The 16,879-nt window shown below is 59.7% G+C and carries 18 protein-coding genes; all 18 read left to right on the top strand.

Annotation, left to right across the window (positions count from 1 at the left end):
- The first annotated feature begins 10 nt into the window (after positions 1–10).
- Entirely contained in the window at positions 11–499 is a 489-nt protein-coding gene (locus tag QMQ05_RS08460) for a shikimate kinase (RefSeq protein ID WP_345469186.1), read from the top strand.
- A 79-nt stretch (positions 500–578) separates the two neighbouring features.
- Positions 579–1,670 carry a 3-dehydroquinate synthase gene (gene aroB, locus QMQ05_RS08455; protein WP_345469183.1) on the top strand — a complete coding sequence of 364 codons (1,092 nt, stop codon included), beginning with the start codon at positions 579–581 and terminating at the stop codon, positions 1,668–1,670.
- 3 nt (positions 1,671–1,673) lie between these two features.
- Positions 1,674–2,204, top strand: coding sequence for a tetratricopeptide repeat protein (locus tag QMQ05_RS08450; protein ID WP_345469181.1), 531 nt, complete (start codon positions 1,674–1,676; stop codon positions 2,202–2,204).
- Positions 2,205–2,314: 110 nt separating this feature from the next.
- Positions 2,315–2,875, top strand: a complete 561-nt coding sequence (gene efp, locus QMQ05_RS08445; RefSeq protein WP_345469179.1) for an elongation factor P — start codon at positions 2,315–2,317, stop codon at positions 2,873–2,875.
- Positions 2,875–3,285 (top strand): transcription antitermination factor NusB, encoded by a 411-nt coding sequence (gene nusB / locus QMQ05_RS08440; RefSeq protein WP_345469177.1) that lies wholly within the window; start codon positions 2,875–2,877, stop codon positions 3,283–3,285. The genes efp and nusB overlap by 1 nt, the downstream gene beginning before the upstream one ends.
- 150 nt (positions 3,286–3,435) lie before the next feature.
- Positions 3,436–3,996: a DUF664 domain-containing protein gene (locus tag QMQ05_RS08435; protein ID WP_345469175.1), complete on the top strand. Its 561-nt coding sequence runs from the start codon at positions 3,436–3,438 to the stop codon at positions 3,994–3,996.
- A gap of 274 nt (positions 3,997–4,270) precedes the next feature.
- Positions 4,271–4,840 carry a bifunctional pyr operon transcriptional regulator/uracil phosphoribosyltransferase PyrR gene (gene pyrR, locus QMQ05_RS08430; protein WP_345469172.1) on the top strand — a complete coding sequence of 190 codons (570 nt, stop codon included), beginning with the start codon at positions 4,271–4,273 and terminating at the stop codon, positions 4,838–4,840.
- Positions 4,837–5,799: an aspartate carbamoyltransferase catalytic subunit gene (locus QMQ05_RS08425; protein ID WP_345469169.1), complete on the top strand. Its 963-nt coding sequence runs from the start codon at positions 4,837–4,839 to the stop codon at positions 5,797–5,799. The genes pyrR and QMQ05_RS08425 overlap by 4 nt, the downstream gene beginning before the upstream one ends.
- Positions 5,800–5,810: 11 nt before the next feature.
- Entirely contained in the window at positions 5,811–7,115 is a 1,305-nt protein-coding gene (locus tag QMQ05_RS08420; RefSeq protein ID WP_345469167.1) for a dihydroorotase, read from the top strand.
- A complete protein-coding gene (locus QMQ05_RS08415; protein WP_345469165.1) occupies positions 7,108–7,614 on the top strand; it encodes a hypothetical protein in 507 nt (168 codons plus the stop codon). The genes QMQ05_RS08420 and QMQ05_RS08415 overlap by 8 nt, the downstream gene beginning before the upstream one ends.
- Positions 7,615–8,784: a glutamine-hydrolyzing carbamoyl-phosphate synthase small subunit gene (gene carA, locus QMQ05_RS08410; protein ID WP_345469163.1), complete on the top strand. Its 1,170-nt coding sequence runs from the start codon at positions 7,615–7,617 to the stop codon at positions 8,782–8,784.
- A complete protein-coding gene (gene carB, locus QMQ05_RS08405) occupies positions 8,784–12,062 on the top strand; it encodes a carbamoyl-phosphate synthase large subunit (protein WP_345469161.1) in 3,279 nt (1,092 codons plus the stop codon). Before carA ends, carB begins: the two co-directional genes overlap by 1 nt.
- Positions 12,055–12,897: an orotidine-5'-phosphate decarboxylase gene (gene pyrF, locus QMQ05_RS08400; RefSeq protein WP_345469159.1), complete on the top strand. Its 843-nt coding sequence runs from the start codon at positions 12,055–12,057 to the stop codon at positions 12,895–12,897. The genes carB and pyrF overlap by 8 nt, the downstream gene beginning before the upstream one ends.
- A gap of 145 nt (positions 12,898–13,042) precedes the next feature.
- Positions 13,043–13,378, top strand: a complete 336-nt coding sequence (mihF, locus tag QMQ05_RS08395) for an integration host factor, actinobacterial type (RefSeq protein WP_013349055.1) — start codon at positions 13,043–13,045, stop codon at positions 13,376–13,378.
- Positions 13,379–13,381: 3 nt separating this feature from the next.
- Positions 13,382–13,945: a guanylate kinase gene (gene gmk, locus QMQ05_RS08390; protein WP_058254360.1), complete on the top strand. Its 564-nt coding sequence runs from the start codon at positions 13,382–13,384 to the stop codon at positions 13,943–13,945.
- 11 nt (positions 13,946–13,956) lie between these two features.
- Complete coding sequence (gene rpoZ / locus QMQ05_RS08385) at positions 13,957–14,217, top strand: DNA-directed RNA polymerase subunit omega (protein ID WP_058254359.1); 261 nt, start codon at positions 13,957–13,959, stop codon at positions 14,215–14,217.
- 147 nt (positions 14,218–14,364) lie between these two features.
- Positions 14,365–15,591 carry a bifunctional phosphopantothenoylcysteine decarboxylase/phosphopantothenate--cysteine ligase CoaBC gene (coaBC, locus tag QMQ05_RS08380; protein ID WP_345469153.1) on the top strand — a complete coding sequence of 409 codons (1,227 nt, stop codon included), beginning with the start codon at positions 14,365–14,367 and terminating at the stop codon, positions 15,589–15,591.
- Positions 15,592–15,668: 77 nt separating this feature from the next.
- Positions 15,669–16,874, top strand: coding sequence for a methionine adenosyltransferase (gene metK / locus QMQ05_RS08375; protein ID WP_345469151.1), 1,206 nt, complete (start codon positions 15,669–15,671; stop codon positions 16,872–16,874).
- The last annotated feature ends 5 nt before the right edge of the window (positions 16,875–16,879 follow it).

Genomic DNA, 16,879 nt, shown 5'->3' with positions numbered 1-16,879 from the left:
GCATTCGGTAATGATTTACCTCATTGGTCCGATGGCCAGTGGCAAGTCCACCGTGGGCAGGTCACTGGCCACGGCCTTATCAACAAGTTTCGCCGACTCGGATGCCGCGGTGGTGGCCCATCATGGCACCATTCCCGAAATTTTCGCCGCCCACGGTGAGCAGCACTTCCGCGACCTAGAAGTCCAGGCGCTTTCCCGTTTACGCACCGGGGTAGTTGCCACTGGCGGTGGAGCGGTGCTGCGCGAGGAAAACCAGCAACTACTCTCACGGGGAACCGTGGTGTATTTAGAGTTGAGCCCCCAGGGCGCCGCTGAGCGGATTAAAGCGGACTCAAACCGCCCGCTGCTCGCAGGTGATGAAGCACTCACCGTCTGGGCTTCGGTCTATGAAAAACGCCGACCAATTTACGAAATGTTAGCTGACGTGCATGTAAAGGTTGACGGCAAGTCAGTTCTACAAATTGTCGAAGAGATTTTGCCGCAGCTTAACCAGTTGTGATTAGCGCCACGAGATGCAAAATCTTCTCATTCACGCGCGTACGCTAGACAAATCAGCACCATCAGGAGGAAATAGACTGATGCCACTCGCACCGACCACACTCAAGGTCTCGGGAAATACTGCCGCCGAATCATATCCGGTACTGGTTGGCAACTCATTGTTGGGGCAACTGCCCGAACTACTGGGACCTTCGGTCAAAAAGGTTTTGGTGATCCACCCTCGCGCCCTACGCGCCACCGGTGATGTTGTTCGTGACGAGCTAGCCAACGTTGGACTTGAAGCACTCACCGCAGAAATCCCGGACGCCGAAGAAGGTAAGCACATTCAGGTTGCCTCCTTCTGCTGGGAAGTTCTGGGCAAGAACGACTTCACCCGCAGCGACGCGGTGATTTCCGTGGGTGGTGGCGCCGTGACCGACTTGGCCGGTTTTGTGGCAGCCACTTGGTTGCGAGGGGTCAAGGTCATTCACATTCCTACCTCGCTGCTTGCTATGGTCGACGCTGCTGTGGGTGGTAAGACCGGTATCAATACCGCTGAGGGTAAAAACCTCGTGGGTGCTTTCCATCCTCCTGCCGCCGTGCTCGCCGATCTTGACGCTTTGGCTACCCTGCCAAAGAACGAATTGGTGACCGGCATGGCTGAGATCGTCAAGACCGGTTTCATCGCTGATGAGCGCATCCTCGAGCTGATTGAGGAAGACCCAGAAGATGCCATCAACCCTGGCAGTGCGCGCCTGCGTGAATTGATCGAACGCACCATCGCGGTCAAGGCGGACGTGGTTTCCCGGGATTTGAAGGAATCGGGGGAGCGCGAATTCTTGAACTATGGGCACACCCTGGCTCACGCCATTGAGCTTGCCGAGCGTTACCAGATGCGTCACGGCGCTGCGGTAGCTATCGGGCTGAGCTTCGCTGCTGAGTTGGGTCGCTCGGTGGGCTACACCTCGGATGCTATCGCCGACCGCCACGTGAGCATCTTGAAGTCCCTCGGACTGCCAACCACCTACCGCAATGACCGCTGGGCGGCACTGCTCGACGGAATGAAGCGCGATAAGAAGACCCGTGGCAACCAGCTACGCTTCGTCATTCTTGAAGACATCGCCAAGCCACGCATCTACGAAGTACCGGATAACTCGCTGCTCTTCGCGGCCTACCAGGAAATCGGGGAATGAAAAATGGGTGATTACACCGCATACGCCATTGACGTCGCATCGGTAAACCGCCAAGGTGTTGGAACGTCGGTCAACGGCGTGCTGATTGATCCAGAAACTCTCAAGCCATACATCGCCGACGCGCAGGCCGCCGAACACCAGATGCAGGTCGGTTCGCCGACCGATCAGGTCATGATTCTTTTGGCGCGTGGTGATCTTGCCGAGGCTGGCGAACTGATCGCTGAGTCCCGTCTGGTGGATCCAACCAACGCACACCTGCGCGTTTTGGACACCGAGCTGACCCGCATGCAGGGTGACTTTGATCGTGCCATCAACCGCCTACGCAAGCTGGCGGAAGAATTTGCTGGCACCGATTACGAACCGCTGATGCATCACCACCTTGGCCTGTCATTCTTCGCGAAGGGCGACTTCAAAGCGGCAGCGACGCGTTTCCGCAAGGCCATGGACCTGCGTATCGCGCTGAACGACGATGCGTACCTGGTGAATGCTTCGAGCATTTGCCTGAATATCGCCGAACAGAGGGTGGCACAGTAACGAGCGCCACCGTGCGCAACCCTGACGACCATGGGTCGAATAGGGTAAACTTGTAGATGGATTTTTGATAAGGCTGGTGCATGCTGGCGTCAATAGAGGATTGAGGAAACGTGGCGGATACAACTGACATTAAAAATGGTGTAGTTCTGAAGATCGAGGGCCAGCTCTGGACCATCATCGACTTCCAGCACGTTAAGCCAGGTAAGGGCGGCGCTTTCGTTCGCACCAAGATGCGCAACGTGCTTTCCGGCAAGGTGGTTGACAAGACCTACAACGCCGGCACCAAGATCGAAACCGCAACCGTTGACCGCCGCGACTACCAGTACCTCTACCAGGATGGCGAAGACTACGTTTTCATGAACCTGGAAGACTACGACCAGATCACCGTTGCCGGTGAAACCGTCGGAGATGCAGCCGGCTACATGCTGGAAAACCAGGAACTGACCATCGCTATGCACGATGGCAGCCCACTGTACCTGGAACTACCAGCATCGGTCACCCTTGAAATCACCTACACCGAGCCAGGCCTGCAGGGCGACCGCTCCTCGGCCGGCACCAAGCCAGCCACCTTGGAAACCGGTCTGGAAATCCAGGTTCCACTGTTCGTGGAGCAGAACACCAAGGTCAAGGTTGACACCCGCACCGGCGATTACCTGGGTCGTGTCAACTAGTGAGAGCCCGCGCCAAAGCCCGTCGTCGAGCCCTCGAATTTCTTTTTGAGGCAGAGGCCCGTGATGTCGACCCCATGAAGGTGGCCATCTCGCGTCGAGAAAACTCGGACATCGTGCTCAACGAGTACTCGCTGACCATCATCGAAGGCGTCATGGCCCACCTGGACCGTATTGACGAGGTTCTTGAAAGCTACGTCAAAGACTGGACCATCGAGCGCATGCCTGCGGTTGACCGCGCGGTTCTGCGCATCGGCGTGTGGGAATTGCTGTACAACGACGATGTTCCCGACGCGGTAGCCGTGGCAGAAGCCGTGGTTAATGTTCGTGAGCTTTCGACCGATGAGTCTCCAGAATTTGTTAATGGCGTTTTGGGTCGAATCCAAAGCGTCAGGGACACCCTAGTCGACTAATTTCGCCTCTCTGTCTCAACACGTTCTATCTCAAAGCCTGGGCCGGATTTCCCTAGTTGAAGTCTGGCCCAGGCTTTTTTGCGTCCAAAATGCGTGCAGCCCCGGAGCTTGTCCCTTGCCCCGGACGCTCGCTCGCGTGAAAATGGTGCGATGAAACATGTGCCAGAACGTTGGAGCAAATCGGTAGAAGTGCCCGACATGTGGTTGGACCCGGATGAGGATCCGCGCGACAGCGACGAACCAGATCCGGTGGGGGAGCAAGAAACCCATCACCGCTATCTTCGTGACTATCGGCAAACCCTGGAGCTGAAATGTCAGGGGCTGAATCCGCAACAATTGGCGCAACGCTCCGTACGGCCATCAACCATGTCCCTGCTGGGATTGCTGCGTCACTTAGCCGAGGTGGAACGGGACTGGCGCAACTGGATTACCTACGGCCAAAAGGAAGGACGCATTTTTGGACCTCATGACGCTGACTTTAATGCCGTCGACGAGGAGCCAGAAAGCTTTACCCAAGCCCTGCAGATTCTTCACGACGAGCAGCAGGCGACGGACAAGGAAGTGGCGCAATACCAGGACCTGGGGCTGCTCATCGGCCGGGAGCAGATCGCAGTGCGAGAACTTCAGGTTCATAGGATCGAGGAGTATGCCCGGCATTGTGGCCATGCCGACCTGCTGCGCGAATGTATTGATGGCCGGGTCGGGCAATAGCGCATAAAAATACCAGCTGAACACCCCGCGGCCTACACCAGACGGATGTGCTGTACCCAACACTTCACGCTCATTTTCCTGCTCGGCACCTTCGACCAGCGCCACCTAGCACTGGCAAATTCGCTCAACCGAAGCTGCGGTGATTGATCTCACGGGATATTCAGTGTCATGCATAGCTTTCCGCTAGGGAATCGGTGCCCGCTCGTGATAATTTGAATTAGCAACATTCCTTTAAATCCCGTCCTGTGAGGCGGAGAAGGGAGAGGTGCACAGCATGAATGAAAATTCAGTGCCAGATGTGTCGCGCACGGTACTTACCGGCGATGACATCGATCGTGTACTCACTCGCGTGGCTTTCGAAATTATTGAGGCCAACAAGGGCACAGATGACCTGGTCCTCTTGGGCATTCCCAGCCGTGGCTTCCCACTGGCTCAGCGCCTCGCCAAGCGCATCGCGGCAACAGCTCCCGGCGACCTTGACCCCAATGCTCTGGTCGGTCAACTCGACATCACCATGTACCGGGACGATCTACGCCACTCCACCACACGCACCCCGGCTCCCACACGCCTTCCCGCCGGCGGGATCGACGGCAAAGTTGTGGTGCTCGTTGACGACGTGCTCTACTCCGGTCGCACTATTCGCGCCGCACTAGACGCCCTCGCCGACTGGGGACGCCCCCGCATCGTCCGACTCGCCGTGCTCGTCGACCGCGGCCACCGAGAACTACCGATCCGTGCCGATCATGTGGGCAAAAACCTCCCCACCGCAAAAAGCGAAAAGGTGCGAGTGCACCTGGCAGAAATTGATGGAACCAACGAAGTGATGATCGAAGGCATAGCGTGAAACACCTGCTCTCCACCGCGGATCTGACCCGCGAAGAAGCAATCTCGATCCTCGACATCGCCGAAGAAATGCGCGAGTCCGGTACCCGCGCCATCAAGAAGCTCCCGGCCCTGCGCGGACGCACCGTGGTCAACCTCTTCTTCGAGGACTCCACCCGTACCCGCATCTCCTTTGAAGCGGCCGCCAAGCGCTTGAGCGCGGACGTGATCAACTTTTCCGCCAAGGGTTCGAGTGTCTCCAAGGGCGAATCCCTGAAGGACACCGCCCAAACCCTGCTGGCCATCGGCGCCGACGCAGTAGTCATCCGCCACCCAGACTCGGGTGCCCCGGCCAGACTTGCTGCCACCGATTGGATCGGCCTGCCCATCGTTAACGCAGGCGATGGCACCCACGAACACCCCACCCAGGCGCTGCTGGACGCATTCACCCTGCGCCGCCAGGTGGCACTACGCAATGTCACCAACCCAGTGGGCCAGGGCCTAGACGGACTAAAGGTCGCGATCGTCGGGGATATTTTGCATTCCCGCGTGGCCCGCTCCAACCTCTGGCTGCTCAAGACCCTGGGCGCAGAAGTGACCATGGTCGCCCCACCGACCCTGCTACCGGTCGGCGCGCACGCCTGGCCATGCACCATCAGCTACGACCTAGACGCAGTGATCGCGTCGGGCGTTGACGCGCTGATGATGTTGCGTGTGCAGGGCGAACGCATGAACGCGGCCTACTTCCCAAATCCGCGCGAATACTCGCGCTACTGGGGCCTGGATGATGCCCGCCTGGCCCAGTTGGATTCCAGCGGTGCCGAAACCCTGATCATGCACCCGGGTCCGATGAACCGCGGACTAGAAATCTCCTCGGCAGCCGCTGACTCACCGCGTTCCACCGTGCTCGACCAGGTCACCAACGGCGTAGCCGTGCGAATGGCCAGCTTGTACATGCTCCTCTCCGGCGACCTGATCTGAAAGAAGACCCCATGAATTACTTGATCCAACAGGCCGCAATCCTTGGCGAGCAGGCCCAAGACGTGTTGATCGTCGACGGCAAGATCGCACAGATCGGCACCATCGAAGCCAGCGACGACGTCCAGGTGATCGACGCGAAGAATCTCGTGCTCCTACCTGGACTGGTCGACACCCACACCCACCTGCGTGAGCCGGGCCGCGAAGACGCTGAAACCGTCGAGACCGGCTCCCAGGCTGCAGCCCTCGGTGGTTATACCGCGGTGCACGCCATGGCCAACTCCACCCCGGTGGCCGATACCGCCGGCGTGGTAGAGCAGGTCTACGAATTAGGCCGCCAGGCCGGATGGGTTGATGTTCGCCCGGTCGGCGCTGTCACTGTGGGCCTGGCCGGACAGCAGCTGAGCGAAATCGGCGCCATGGCCGATTCGCGTGCTGCCGTCAAAATGTTCTCCGATGACGGCATCTGCGTCTGGGACCCACTGCTGATGCGTCGCGCCTTGGAATACGTCAAGGCCTTCGACGGGGTCATCGCCCAGCACGCCCAAGAACCACGGTTGACCGAGGGCGCACAGATGAACGAGGGCGAAGTCTCCTCCATTCTGGGCATGCCAGGCTGGCCTGCCGTAGCCGAAGAGTCGATCATCGCCCGCGACGTACTGCTGGCCGAACACGTCGGTGCCCGCCTGCACGTCTGCCACGTGTCCACCGCCGGTTCGGTGGAGATCATTCGCTGGGCCAAGGCCCGTGGCATCAACGTCACCGCCGAAGTCACCCCGCACCACCTATTGCTCACCGACGAAAAGGTCCGCAGCTACGACCCGGTGTACAAGGTCAACCCGCCACTGCGCCGCGAGGCAGATGTTCAGGCCCTGCGCGCCGGTGTCGCCGATGGCACCATCGACGTGATCGGCACCGACCACGCCCCGCACCCTTCCGAGTCCAAGGACTGCGAATGGGGAGCGGCCGCCATGGGCATGACCGGTTTGGAAACCGCATTGTCCATCGTCCAGCACACCCTGGTGGACACCGGGCTGCTGGGCTGGGCCGACGTGGCTCGCATTACCTCCAGCGTTCCAGCTCAGATCGGTCGCGTGGCCGATCAGGGCCGTCCGATCGCTGTGGGGGAGCCCGCGAACCTCACGCTCATCGATCCGGCAGCACGCTGGGTGGTAGACCCTTCGGCGATGGCCACCAAAGGACGCAATTCGCCGTTCGCCGGCATGGAATTGCCAGGCTCGGTGCGCGCGACCTTCTTCCACGGCCACGCCACCGTGCTCGATGGCCAGCTGGCAACCCCGCGGGTGACCCATGCCTGAGGGAGCACTAGGCCCGGTCATCATCACGATCCTGGTTATCATCGCCGGCATCACGATGATCCTGATCGGCTGGCGGAACCTCAAAGCCCGCCAGGCGCAGGTCCCGGAGCCCTTTGAGGCGTTCGAGGACACCGCGCAGCACAGTTTCGCCGGAATGTACGTGGCCACCACCAAATTTGATGACTGGCTTGATCGTATTGCCGTGCACGATCTCGGCGTGCGCACCAACGCCAGCTTGGAGATCGGACAGGCGGGTGTACACCTGATTCGCTCCGGGAGCCGAGATGTGCACATTCCCTGGGAGCACTTCGACGAGGTGCGACGAGCCTCCGGAATGATCGGCAAATTTGTGGAAAAGAACGGGCTGATCGTGATCAGCTGGAATCGCGAAGGATTCAACTTCGACACCGGATTCCGTCCCCGGTTCTCCGAGGACACCCCCAAGATTTATCAGTTGCTGGCGTCGCATGGCGACGTAAGCCGAGCAGGAGACAAATAAGTGAATTCCCTGAGCAACCTACCAGCCGTGTTGGTACTCGAAGATGGCCGCATCTTCCGCGGGCGCAGCTACGGCGCCGTGGGCACTACCCTGGGTGAAGCTGTCTTCACCACCGGCATGACCGGCTACCAGGAAACCCTGACTGACCCTTCCTACGCCCACCAGATCATCGTGCAGACTTTCCCGCACGTGGGTAACACCGGGGTGAACTCCGAAGACCCAGAGTCCACCCGCATGTGGGCTGCCGGTTATGTGGTGCGCGACGCCGCGCGCCGTCCGAGTAACTGGCGTAGCGAACGCACACTGGACGACGACCTCAAGGAGTACGGTATCGTCGGCATCCGCAATGTGGATACCCGTGCGCTGACCCGCCACCTGCGCGAGGCCGGTGCCATGAAGGCCGGCGTCTTCTCCGGCAACGACGCAGCTAAGTCAGATGCCGAGCTGATCGAGATCGTCAAGGCCCAGCCATCGATGGCCGGCCGCAACATCTCCGCCGAGGTCTCGGTGGATTCGGCCTACATCGTCGAACCAGCAGACCACGGCTACGCAGGCGCCGCCAAGCACACCGTCGCCGCGATCGACCTGGGAATGAAGTCGATGACCCCGCAGCGCCTGGCCGAACGCGGACTGCGCGTGCACGTGTTGCCTCACGATGCCACCCTGGAAGATATCAAGGCCACCGGCGCGACCGGAGTCTTCTTCTCCAACGGACCGGGCGACCCTGCCACCGCCACCAAGCAGGTGGAATTGGTCCGCTCGGTGCTGGATGCCGGCATGCCATACTTCGGCATCTGCTTCGGTAACCAGATCCTGGGCCGTGCCCTGGGCTTTGACACCTACAAGCTGCGCTTCGGGCACCGCGGTATCAACCAGCCGGTGATGGATAAGTCCACCGGCCGCGTAGAAATCACCAGCCAGAACCATGGCTTCGCCGTGGACGCCCCGATCGAGGGTCAGTTCACCGCCCCCGAGGCACGCTTTGGCAAGGTGGAAGTCTCGCACTACTCCCTGAACGACCAGGTCGTCGAGGGCCTGAGCTGCCTGGACATTCCAGCCTTCTCGGTCCAGTACCACCCAGAAGCCGCATCTGGCCCCCACGATGCCGCTTACCTCTTTGACCGCTTCATCACCGCGTTGGATTCCGCCGCAGAAAAGGACAGCAAGTAATGCCTAAGCGCACCGACCTGAAATCAGTTCTCGTCATCGGTTCGGGCCCGATCGTTATCGGACAGGCCGCTGAATTCGACTACTCTGGCACCCAGGCACTACGCGTGCTCAAAGAAGAGGGCCTGCGAGTTGTTCTGGTGAACTCCAACCCGGCCACCATCATGACCGACCCGGAATTCGCCGATGCCACCTACGTGGAGCCGATCACCCCCGAGGTCGTTGAGAAAATCATCGCCAAGGAACGCCCGGATGCGATCCTGCCAACCCTGGGCGGCCAGACCGCACTGAACACCGCCATCGCGCTGGATAAGTCCGGCGCCTTGGAGAAGTACAACGTCGAGCTGATCGGCGCGAACATCGAAGCCATCGAGCTGGGCGAAGACCGCGAGAAGTTCAAGGGCGTCGTCGAGCGCTGCGGCGCCGAATCGGCCCGCTCGGTCATCGTGCACACCCTGGACGAAGCCTTCGCCGCCGTCGAGGAGCTGAACTACCCGGTCGTAGTCCGCCCATCGTTCACCATGGGTGGCCTGGGCTCGGGCATGGCCTACAACCCAGAGGACCTGCGCCGCATCGCCGGCGCCGGCCTGCAGTACTCGCCAACCACCGAGGTGCTCCTGGAGGAGTCGATCCTGGGTTGGAAGGAGTACGAGCTGGAGATGATGCGCGACAAGAACGACAACGTCGTGGTCGTCTGCTCCATCGAAAACTTCGACCCGGTCGGCGTGCACACCGGCGACTCGATCACCGTGGCCCCAGCCATGACCCTGACCGACCGCGAATACCAGAAGCTGCGCGACATTTCCATCGCCGTGATCCGCGAAGTCGGCGTTGACACCGGCGGCTGCAACATCCAGTTCGCCATCGACCCGGCCACCGGCCGCGTGGTCGTCATCGAGATGAACCCCCGCGTTTCCCGCTCTTCCGCGCTGGCCTCCAAGGCCACCGGCTTCGCGATCGCCAAGATCGCCACCAAGCTGGCCGTGGGCTACACCCTGGACGAGATCCCGAACGACATCACCCAGAAGACCCCGGCATCCTTCGAACCAGCCCTGGACTACGTCGTCGTCAAGGTGCCACGCTTTGCCTTCGAGAAGTTCCCGGCCGCCGACAAGACGCTGACCACCACCATGAAGTCGGTGGGCGAAGCCATGGCCCTGGGCCGTAACTTCACCGAAGCTTTGCAGAAAGCCCTGCGCTCACTGGAGCAGAAGGGTTCGGAGCTATCCTTCGAAACTATTGACGAATCCGAGCACGAGGCCGTCCTCGCCTCGATCGTGAAGGGCTCCACCGAGCGCCTGTCCCTGGTTCAGCGCCTGCTCTACTCGGGTGTTTCGATCGAGCGTATCTTCGAGGCGACCGCCATCGATCCTTGGTACCTGGATCAGCTGGCCCTGATCAACGAGACCGCACAACTGGTCGCCGCCAACAAGGACCTGCCTGAAGAGGTGTTGCGCGAAGCCAAGCACCACGGCTTCTCCGACGCGCAGCTGGCCCAGCTGACCGGCAAGTCCGAGGCCGTAGTTCGCGGGATCCGCCACGCACTGGGTGTGCGCCCGGTCTACAAGACCGTGGACACCTGTGCCGCCGAGTTCGAGGCCTTCACCCCGTACATGTACTCCTCGTACGATGAAGAGTCCGAACTGGCCACCCACGAGAAGAAGTCCGTGATCATCCTCGGTTCCGGTCCAAACCGTATCGGCCAGGGCATCGAGTTCGACTACTCCTGCGTGCACGCGGTCATGGCACTGCGCGCCGAAGGCTACGAGACCGTGATGGTCAACTGCAACCCGGAAACCGTGTCCACCGACTACGACATTTCCGATCGACTCTACTTCGAGCCGCTGACCCTGGAAGATGTTCTGGAAGTCATTCACGCCGAAGAGCAGACCGGCGGAGTGCTCGGTGTGTTCGTGCAGCTCGGTGGTCAGACCCCGCTGAAGCTCGCCGCCGAACTCAAGGCCGCCGGCGTGCCGATCCTGGGTACCTCCCCAGAGGCCATCGACCTGGCCGAACACCGTGGCGCCTTCCAGCGTGTGCTGGATGACGCTGGGCTGATCGCACCAAAGAACGGCACCGCAGTGTCCTTCGCTGATGCCAAGTCGATCGCCGACTCCATCGGTTACCCAGTTCTGGTCCGTCCTTCCTACGTGCTGGGTGGACGTGGCATGGAGATCGTGTACGACGAGGCCAACCTCGAGCGCTACATTGCCAACGCCACCGAAATCACCGTGGATCACCCGGTCCTGGTGGATCGCTTCCTCGAAGACGCCATCGAGATCGACGTTGACGCCCTGTACGACGGCACGGATCTGTACGTCGGCGGCATCATGGAGCACATCGAGGAAGCCGGAATTCACTCCGGTGACTCCGCCTGCACCCTGCCTCCGATCACCCTGGGCCCAGATGTTCGCGATCGCGTGAAGGCCGCAACCCTGGCCATCGCCGAAGGTGTGGGTGTGCGTGGTTTGATCAACATCCAGTTCGCACTGGCCAGCGACATCCTGTACGTGATCGAAGCTAACCCACGTGCTTCGCGCACCGTGCCGTTCACCTCCAAGGCCACCGGTGTGCAGCTCTCGAAGATCGCTGCCCTGATCGGCGTAGGCAAGACCCTGGCCGAACTGCGTGGCAACTACCTGCCAGCGGTTGGCGACGGCGCGCACCTTCCGGACTCGGCTCCGATCGCAGTCAAGGAAGCGGTTATGCCGTTCGCCCGTTTCCGCACTCCGCAGGGCAAGGTTGTCGACTCACTGCTCGGCCCAGAAATGCGTTCCACCGGCGAAGTGATGGGCATCGACAAGTACTTCGATACCGCCTTCGCTAAGTCGCAGGCCGCCGCGAATAACCCGCTGCCAACTTCCGGCAAGGTCTTCGTTTCGGTGACCAACCGCGACAAGCGTTCGATCGTGCTTCCGGTCAAGCACCTTTCGGATAACGGTTTTGAGATCATCTCCACCGGTGGCACCGCCGAGGTTCTGCGCCGCAACGGCATCCCTACCCAGGTCGTCGGCAAGCTGCATGAGGGCGGCGACTCGATCGTCGATCTGATCAACGCCGGCGAAATCGGTTTGATCTTGAACACCCCATCGGGCTCAGACGCACGTGGTGATGGTTATGAGATCCGTGCGGCCGCGACCTCCGTGGGCACCCCAGTGATCACCACGGTGGCAGAATTTGGTGCCTCGGTGCAGGCCATTGACGCGCTGCGTGAATACGCATGGGATGTCACCAGCTTGCAGAAGCACGAAGCCAACCTTTCGGCAGCTCGCAATGCCTAAGCCGACCCCATTTGGTGACCGGCTACGTTCAGCCATGCAGGCTTCGGGCCCGCTGTGTGTGGGAATTGACCCGCATCCGGCGTTGCTCGAAGCCTGGGGGCTGGACGACACGGCCGAAGGTGTGCGATCTTTCTCACTGCGCGTTGTTGAGGCGATGGGCGGGGTAGCAGCAATTGTGAAGCCACAGGTTGCGCTGTACGAACGATTCGGTTCGGCAGGATTCGCGGCCCTGGAAGAAACTTTGGATGCCGCTAAATCCGCTGGCCTGCTTACCTTAGCTGATGCGAAGCGCGGAGATATTGGTTCGACCATGGCTGCCTATGCCAGCGCCTGGCTCGATGACAGCTCTCCGCTGGCATCGGATGCGGTGACACTGAGCCCATACTTGGGTTATGAGTCCTTGCGACCAGCTTTGGATTTGGCCTCAGCGACCGGCAGGGGAGTGTTCGTCCTCGGTCTAACCTCCAACCCAGAAGGGCCCTCAGTGCAGCATGTTGGTGGTCAAAACTCGGTTGCTAAATCAATTATTGACCAAGTCACCAAGGATAATGCTGCTGCAGAAGATTTAGGCCACGTAGGTCTAGTGGTTGGTGCGACCATTGGGGACGCTCCCGAAAAATTAGGTATCGACCTCACTGCTAGCAAGGCCCCACTGCTGACCCCGGGACTTGGCGCGCAAGGGGCCACGGCACAAGATATTGCCAAGTCCTTCGCCTCCAGCTACGCACAGGTCCTAGGCACCAGCAGCCGTGACATTCTCAAAGAGGGGCCAACAGTAGCCGCTCTTCGTGAGAAAGCGCTGAGGGTACGCGATGAATTGCTGGCCGCCGGCTAGCCAAAAATCCGCTTAGTGACAGAAACGCGTTGTGGCTACTAGAGTTTCTAGTAGCCACAACGCGTTTAGTCTTGCAAAAGCTGCGTTGGAAAGCTATGTTTCTCAACATAGCCTTAGTCGACTACACATTAAGGATGGCTGAACGATGGTACTGCGAGAACTCTCTGACGAAGATCGTATCCGGGCCCGCGCCAAAGCCCTTGCTGCACGCACGCGCCGTGCAGAAATCAAGGCCGAGTTCAGCGCCGGCAAAATTTCCATCACCGAGGTACTAGACTTGGTATACGAAGATGAAGCCGTGGGACGCATGCGTGTCATGGACCTTCTGGAATCGGTGCCGGGCGTAGGCGAAGTACGCGCGGCAAACTTGCTGGAGCGCCTTGGCATCTCACCGTCCCGCCGTCTACGTGGACTGGGCCGTAAGCAGCGCACCGCAATCACCGAACACTTCAAGCAAAGCCCGCCAAAAACGAAAGTGTAGTCAATGACCGCTGCGTCGGTAACTGTTCTAGCCGGCCCCACGGCCGTAGGTAAGGGCACCGTCTCTACCTACATCCGTGACAACTATCCAGATGTCTGGCTCTCGGTGTCGGCAACGACCCGTAATGCGCGACCAGGGGAGCAGGATGGAGTCCACTACTTTTTTGTGGGCCCAGATCGTTTCCATGAACTAGTCGAGGAAGGCCAGATGCTGGAGTGGGCTGTAGTCCACGGCCAGAACAGCTACGGCACGATTCGTTCAACGGTCGAGGATGCTGTAGCAGAGGGTAAAAAGGTTCTGCTCGAGATTGACTTGCAGGGTGCCCGCCAGGTCAAAGAATCGATGCCGGAAGCAAAATTTGTCTTCTTGGCGCCTCCCTCGTGGGATGAATTGGTGCGCCGCCTTGTGGGGCGCGGCACTGAATCGCCCGAGGAACAGCAGCGCCGCCTAGAAACCGCTAAACTAGAACTTGCGGCGGAATCAGAATTCGACGTGACCATCGTTAATGACGATGTGGCACGTGCCGCCGAAGAGCTTGTAGCCCTCATGGGGCTAAAGAACGACTAATAGGGAGTCCTGTGTCCAACCTAGAGGGAATCATCAACCCATCGATCGACTCGTTGCTTGAGACGAACGACTCGAAGTACGCAATCGTACTAAACTCGGCGAAGCGTGCACGCCAGATCAACGCTTACTACGCTCAGCTCAACGAAGGCCTTTTTGAATATGTTGGCCCACTGGTTGAGACCAAGCTCAACGAAAAGCCACTGACCATCGCCTTGCGCGAACTGGATGAGAGCCTGCTCAAGGTCACTCCAGCCGAGGTCATCGAGGACTAATCGAAAAGTCGGCGCCCTAACCGGGGCGCCTTCTTTTTCGTTAAGCACCTTTTACCCCCGAACCTCTTTTCGATCGCTGGGCACATCGGTTGCCGGTAGTGAACGTAAGAGTCCTTACCGCACAGAAAACTTCGAGGAAGTACTTTCGTGAAGCGAATCGTTTTAGGCGTCTCGGCTGGAATTGCCGCTTACAAGTCCGTTCTCCTGCTGCGTTTACTGCGTGAAGCCGGGCATCATGTCGACGTGATCCCCACCAGCAACGTAGAAAACTTTGTGGGAAATGCCACGTGGGAAGCTTTATCCGGCAATCCTGTCACTTCAAGTGTCTTCGACGCGGTCGAAAACGTGAATCACGTTCGCCTCGGTCAGCAAGCTGATCTAGTGCTCGTGGTGCCAGCTACCGCCGACATTTTGGCCAAAGCTACGGCCGGGATCGCCGACGACCTGCTCACCGGCACACTATTAGCCACTCGGGCACCGGTAGTGATGGCTCCGGCGATGCACACCGAAATGTGGCAGCATCCCGCGACCCAAAGTAACGTGCTGACCCTGCGCGAACGCGGTGTGCGGATCATCAAACCGGCTACAGGGCGTTTGACGGGCAAAGACACCGGTCCGGGTCGCTTGCCGGAACCCGAAGAAATCTTCGCCTCAGTTCAAGACCTGCTCAGCGATCCAATTCTTGCCGGCACCTCGGTGGTGATTACCGCTGGTGGCACGCGTGAGCCGCTAGATCCGGTGCGTTTCTTGGGCAACCGTTCCTCGGGCCGCCAGGGCGTTGCGCTGGCACAAGCGGCACTAGCTGCTGGCGCCGATGTCACGCTGATCGCCACGCATCTAGAAGTTCAGGTACCGCACGGTGTCCACCTCGTGCACGCCTCAAGCGCCCTAGAGCTTCGGGAGGCCGTCTTTGAGCATGCACCGGGCAAAGATGTTTTGATCATGAACGCTGCGGTCGCAGATTTCCGCCCAGCAAAGATCGAAAACTCAAAAATCAAAAAGCGCGACGAGCACTCTGCCCCGGTCATTGAACTGGTGCGTAACCCCGATATTTTGGCCGAGGTCGTCCAAGCGCGCAGCGAGAATTCGCAACTGCCAGAGTTCATCGTTGGTTTTGCTGCGGAGACCGGCGACGATCAGGGCACCGTATTGGACTATGGTCGAGCGAAGTTGCAGCGCAAGGGTTGCGAGATGCTCGTGGTCAATGAGGTGGGCGCGAACCTGACCTTCGGTCAAGAAACCAACACCATTCAGGTGCTCTTTGCCGATGGCTCCGAAGCGGTGCCAGCAGCCGGAAGCAAATTAGAGGTGGCGCGCGTCGTCATCGAACAGATTTCCCACGCAACAAAAGGACACAAGCGCGACATCTCGTGAGCTGCGCCATAAGGTGCTTAGTCACGTATCGTCGCAACAACTGCTTAACGGTCCACTAGACCAGATAGAGTAAAAAGGTGACTTCAACAACCCCTGAACTTCGTCTCTTCACCTCGGAATCCGTGACCGAGGGACACCCGGACAAGATTTGCGATCAAATTTCGGACGCGATCCTCGACGCCATGCTGGCGCAGGACCCGAACTCTAAGGTCGCTGTCGAGACCCTGACCACCACCGGACTGGTGCATGTGGCAGGTGAGGTGACTACCAACGGCTACGTGGAGATCCCCGAGATCGTCCGCAAGACCATTCTGGACATCGGCTACGACTCCTCGGCCAACGGCTTCGACGGTGCCCGCTGTGGTGTTTCGGTGTCGATCGGCCAGCAGTCCCAGGAAATCCACGATGGCGTCTTTAACTCGCTGGAATCCCGCGAAGGTACCGCCAAGGACCCCCGTGACCTGCAGGGCGCTGGAGACCAGGGTCTGATGTTCGGTTACGCCTCGGATGAGACCGATTCGCTGATGCCGACCCCGATCTTCTTGGCACACCGCTTCTCCGAGCGCCTGACCCAGGTGCGAAAGAATGGCCGCATGCCACTGCTGCGCCCTGATGGCAAGACTCAGGTCACCATCGGCTACGACGGGGATAAGCCCGTCTCCGTGGATACCGTGGTCGTTTCCAGCCAGCACGCGTCGGAATACGAACTGGCCACCTTAAAGGCCGACCTCTACGAAGAGGTTGTGACTCCGATCCTGGAACGCTCCGGCTTGGACGTGTCCAAGACCAACATCATCTTGAACCCCTCGGGCCCTTTCATCATCGGTGGCCCAGTGGGAGATGCTGGGCTGACGGGCCGGAAGATCATCGTGGACACCTACGGTGGTTTCGCCCGCCACGGCGGCGGAGCCTTCTCCGGCAAGGATCCATCGAAGGTGGACCGTTCGGCGGCCTATGCCATGCGTTGGGTCGCAAAAAACGTGGTAGCTGCCGGCCTGGCACGTCGCGCCGAAGTGCAAATTGCTTATGCGATCGGTGTAGCACGTCCGGTGGGCTTGTACGTGGAGACCTTCGGTACCGAAACCGTTGACCCTGCCAAGATCACCAAGGCCATCAACGAAGTCTTCGACCTGCGCCCACTGGGCATCATCGAGGATCTTGATCTCAAGCGCCCGATCTACCGCAAGACCGCTGCCCACGGCCACTTTGGTCGCGAGGACAACGACTTCACCTGGGAGAAGCTGGACCGCGTCGACGCATTGCGCAACTGGTTCAACGCCTAGGAATT

The sequence above is a fragment of the Glutamicibacter sp. B1 genome, assembly GCF_039602135.1.
GTDB lineage: Bacteria > Actinomycetota > Actinomycetes > Actinomycetales > Micrococcaceae > Glutamicibacter > Glutamicibacter ectropisis.
Note: the sequence above shows the minus strand (reverse complement) of the source record. Positions and strands in the feature narration are given on the sequence as shown.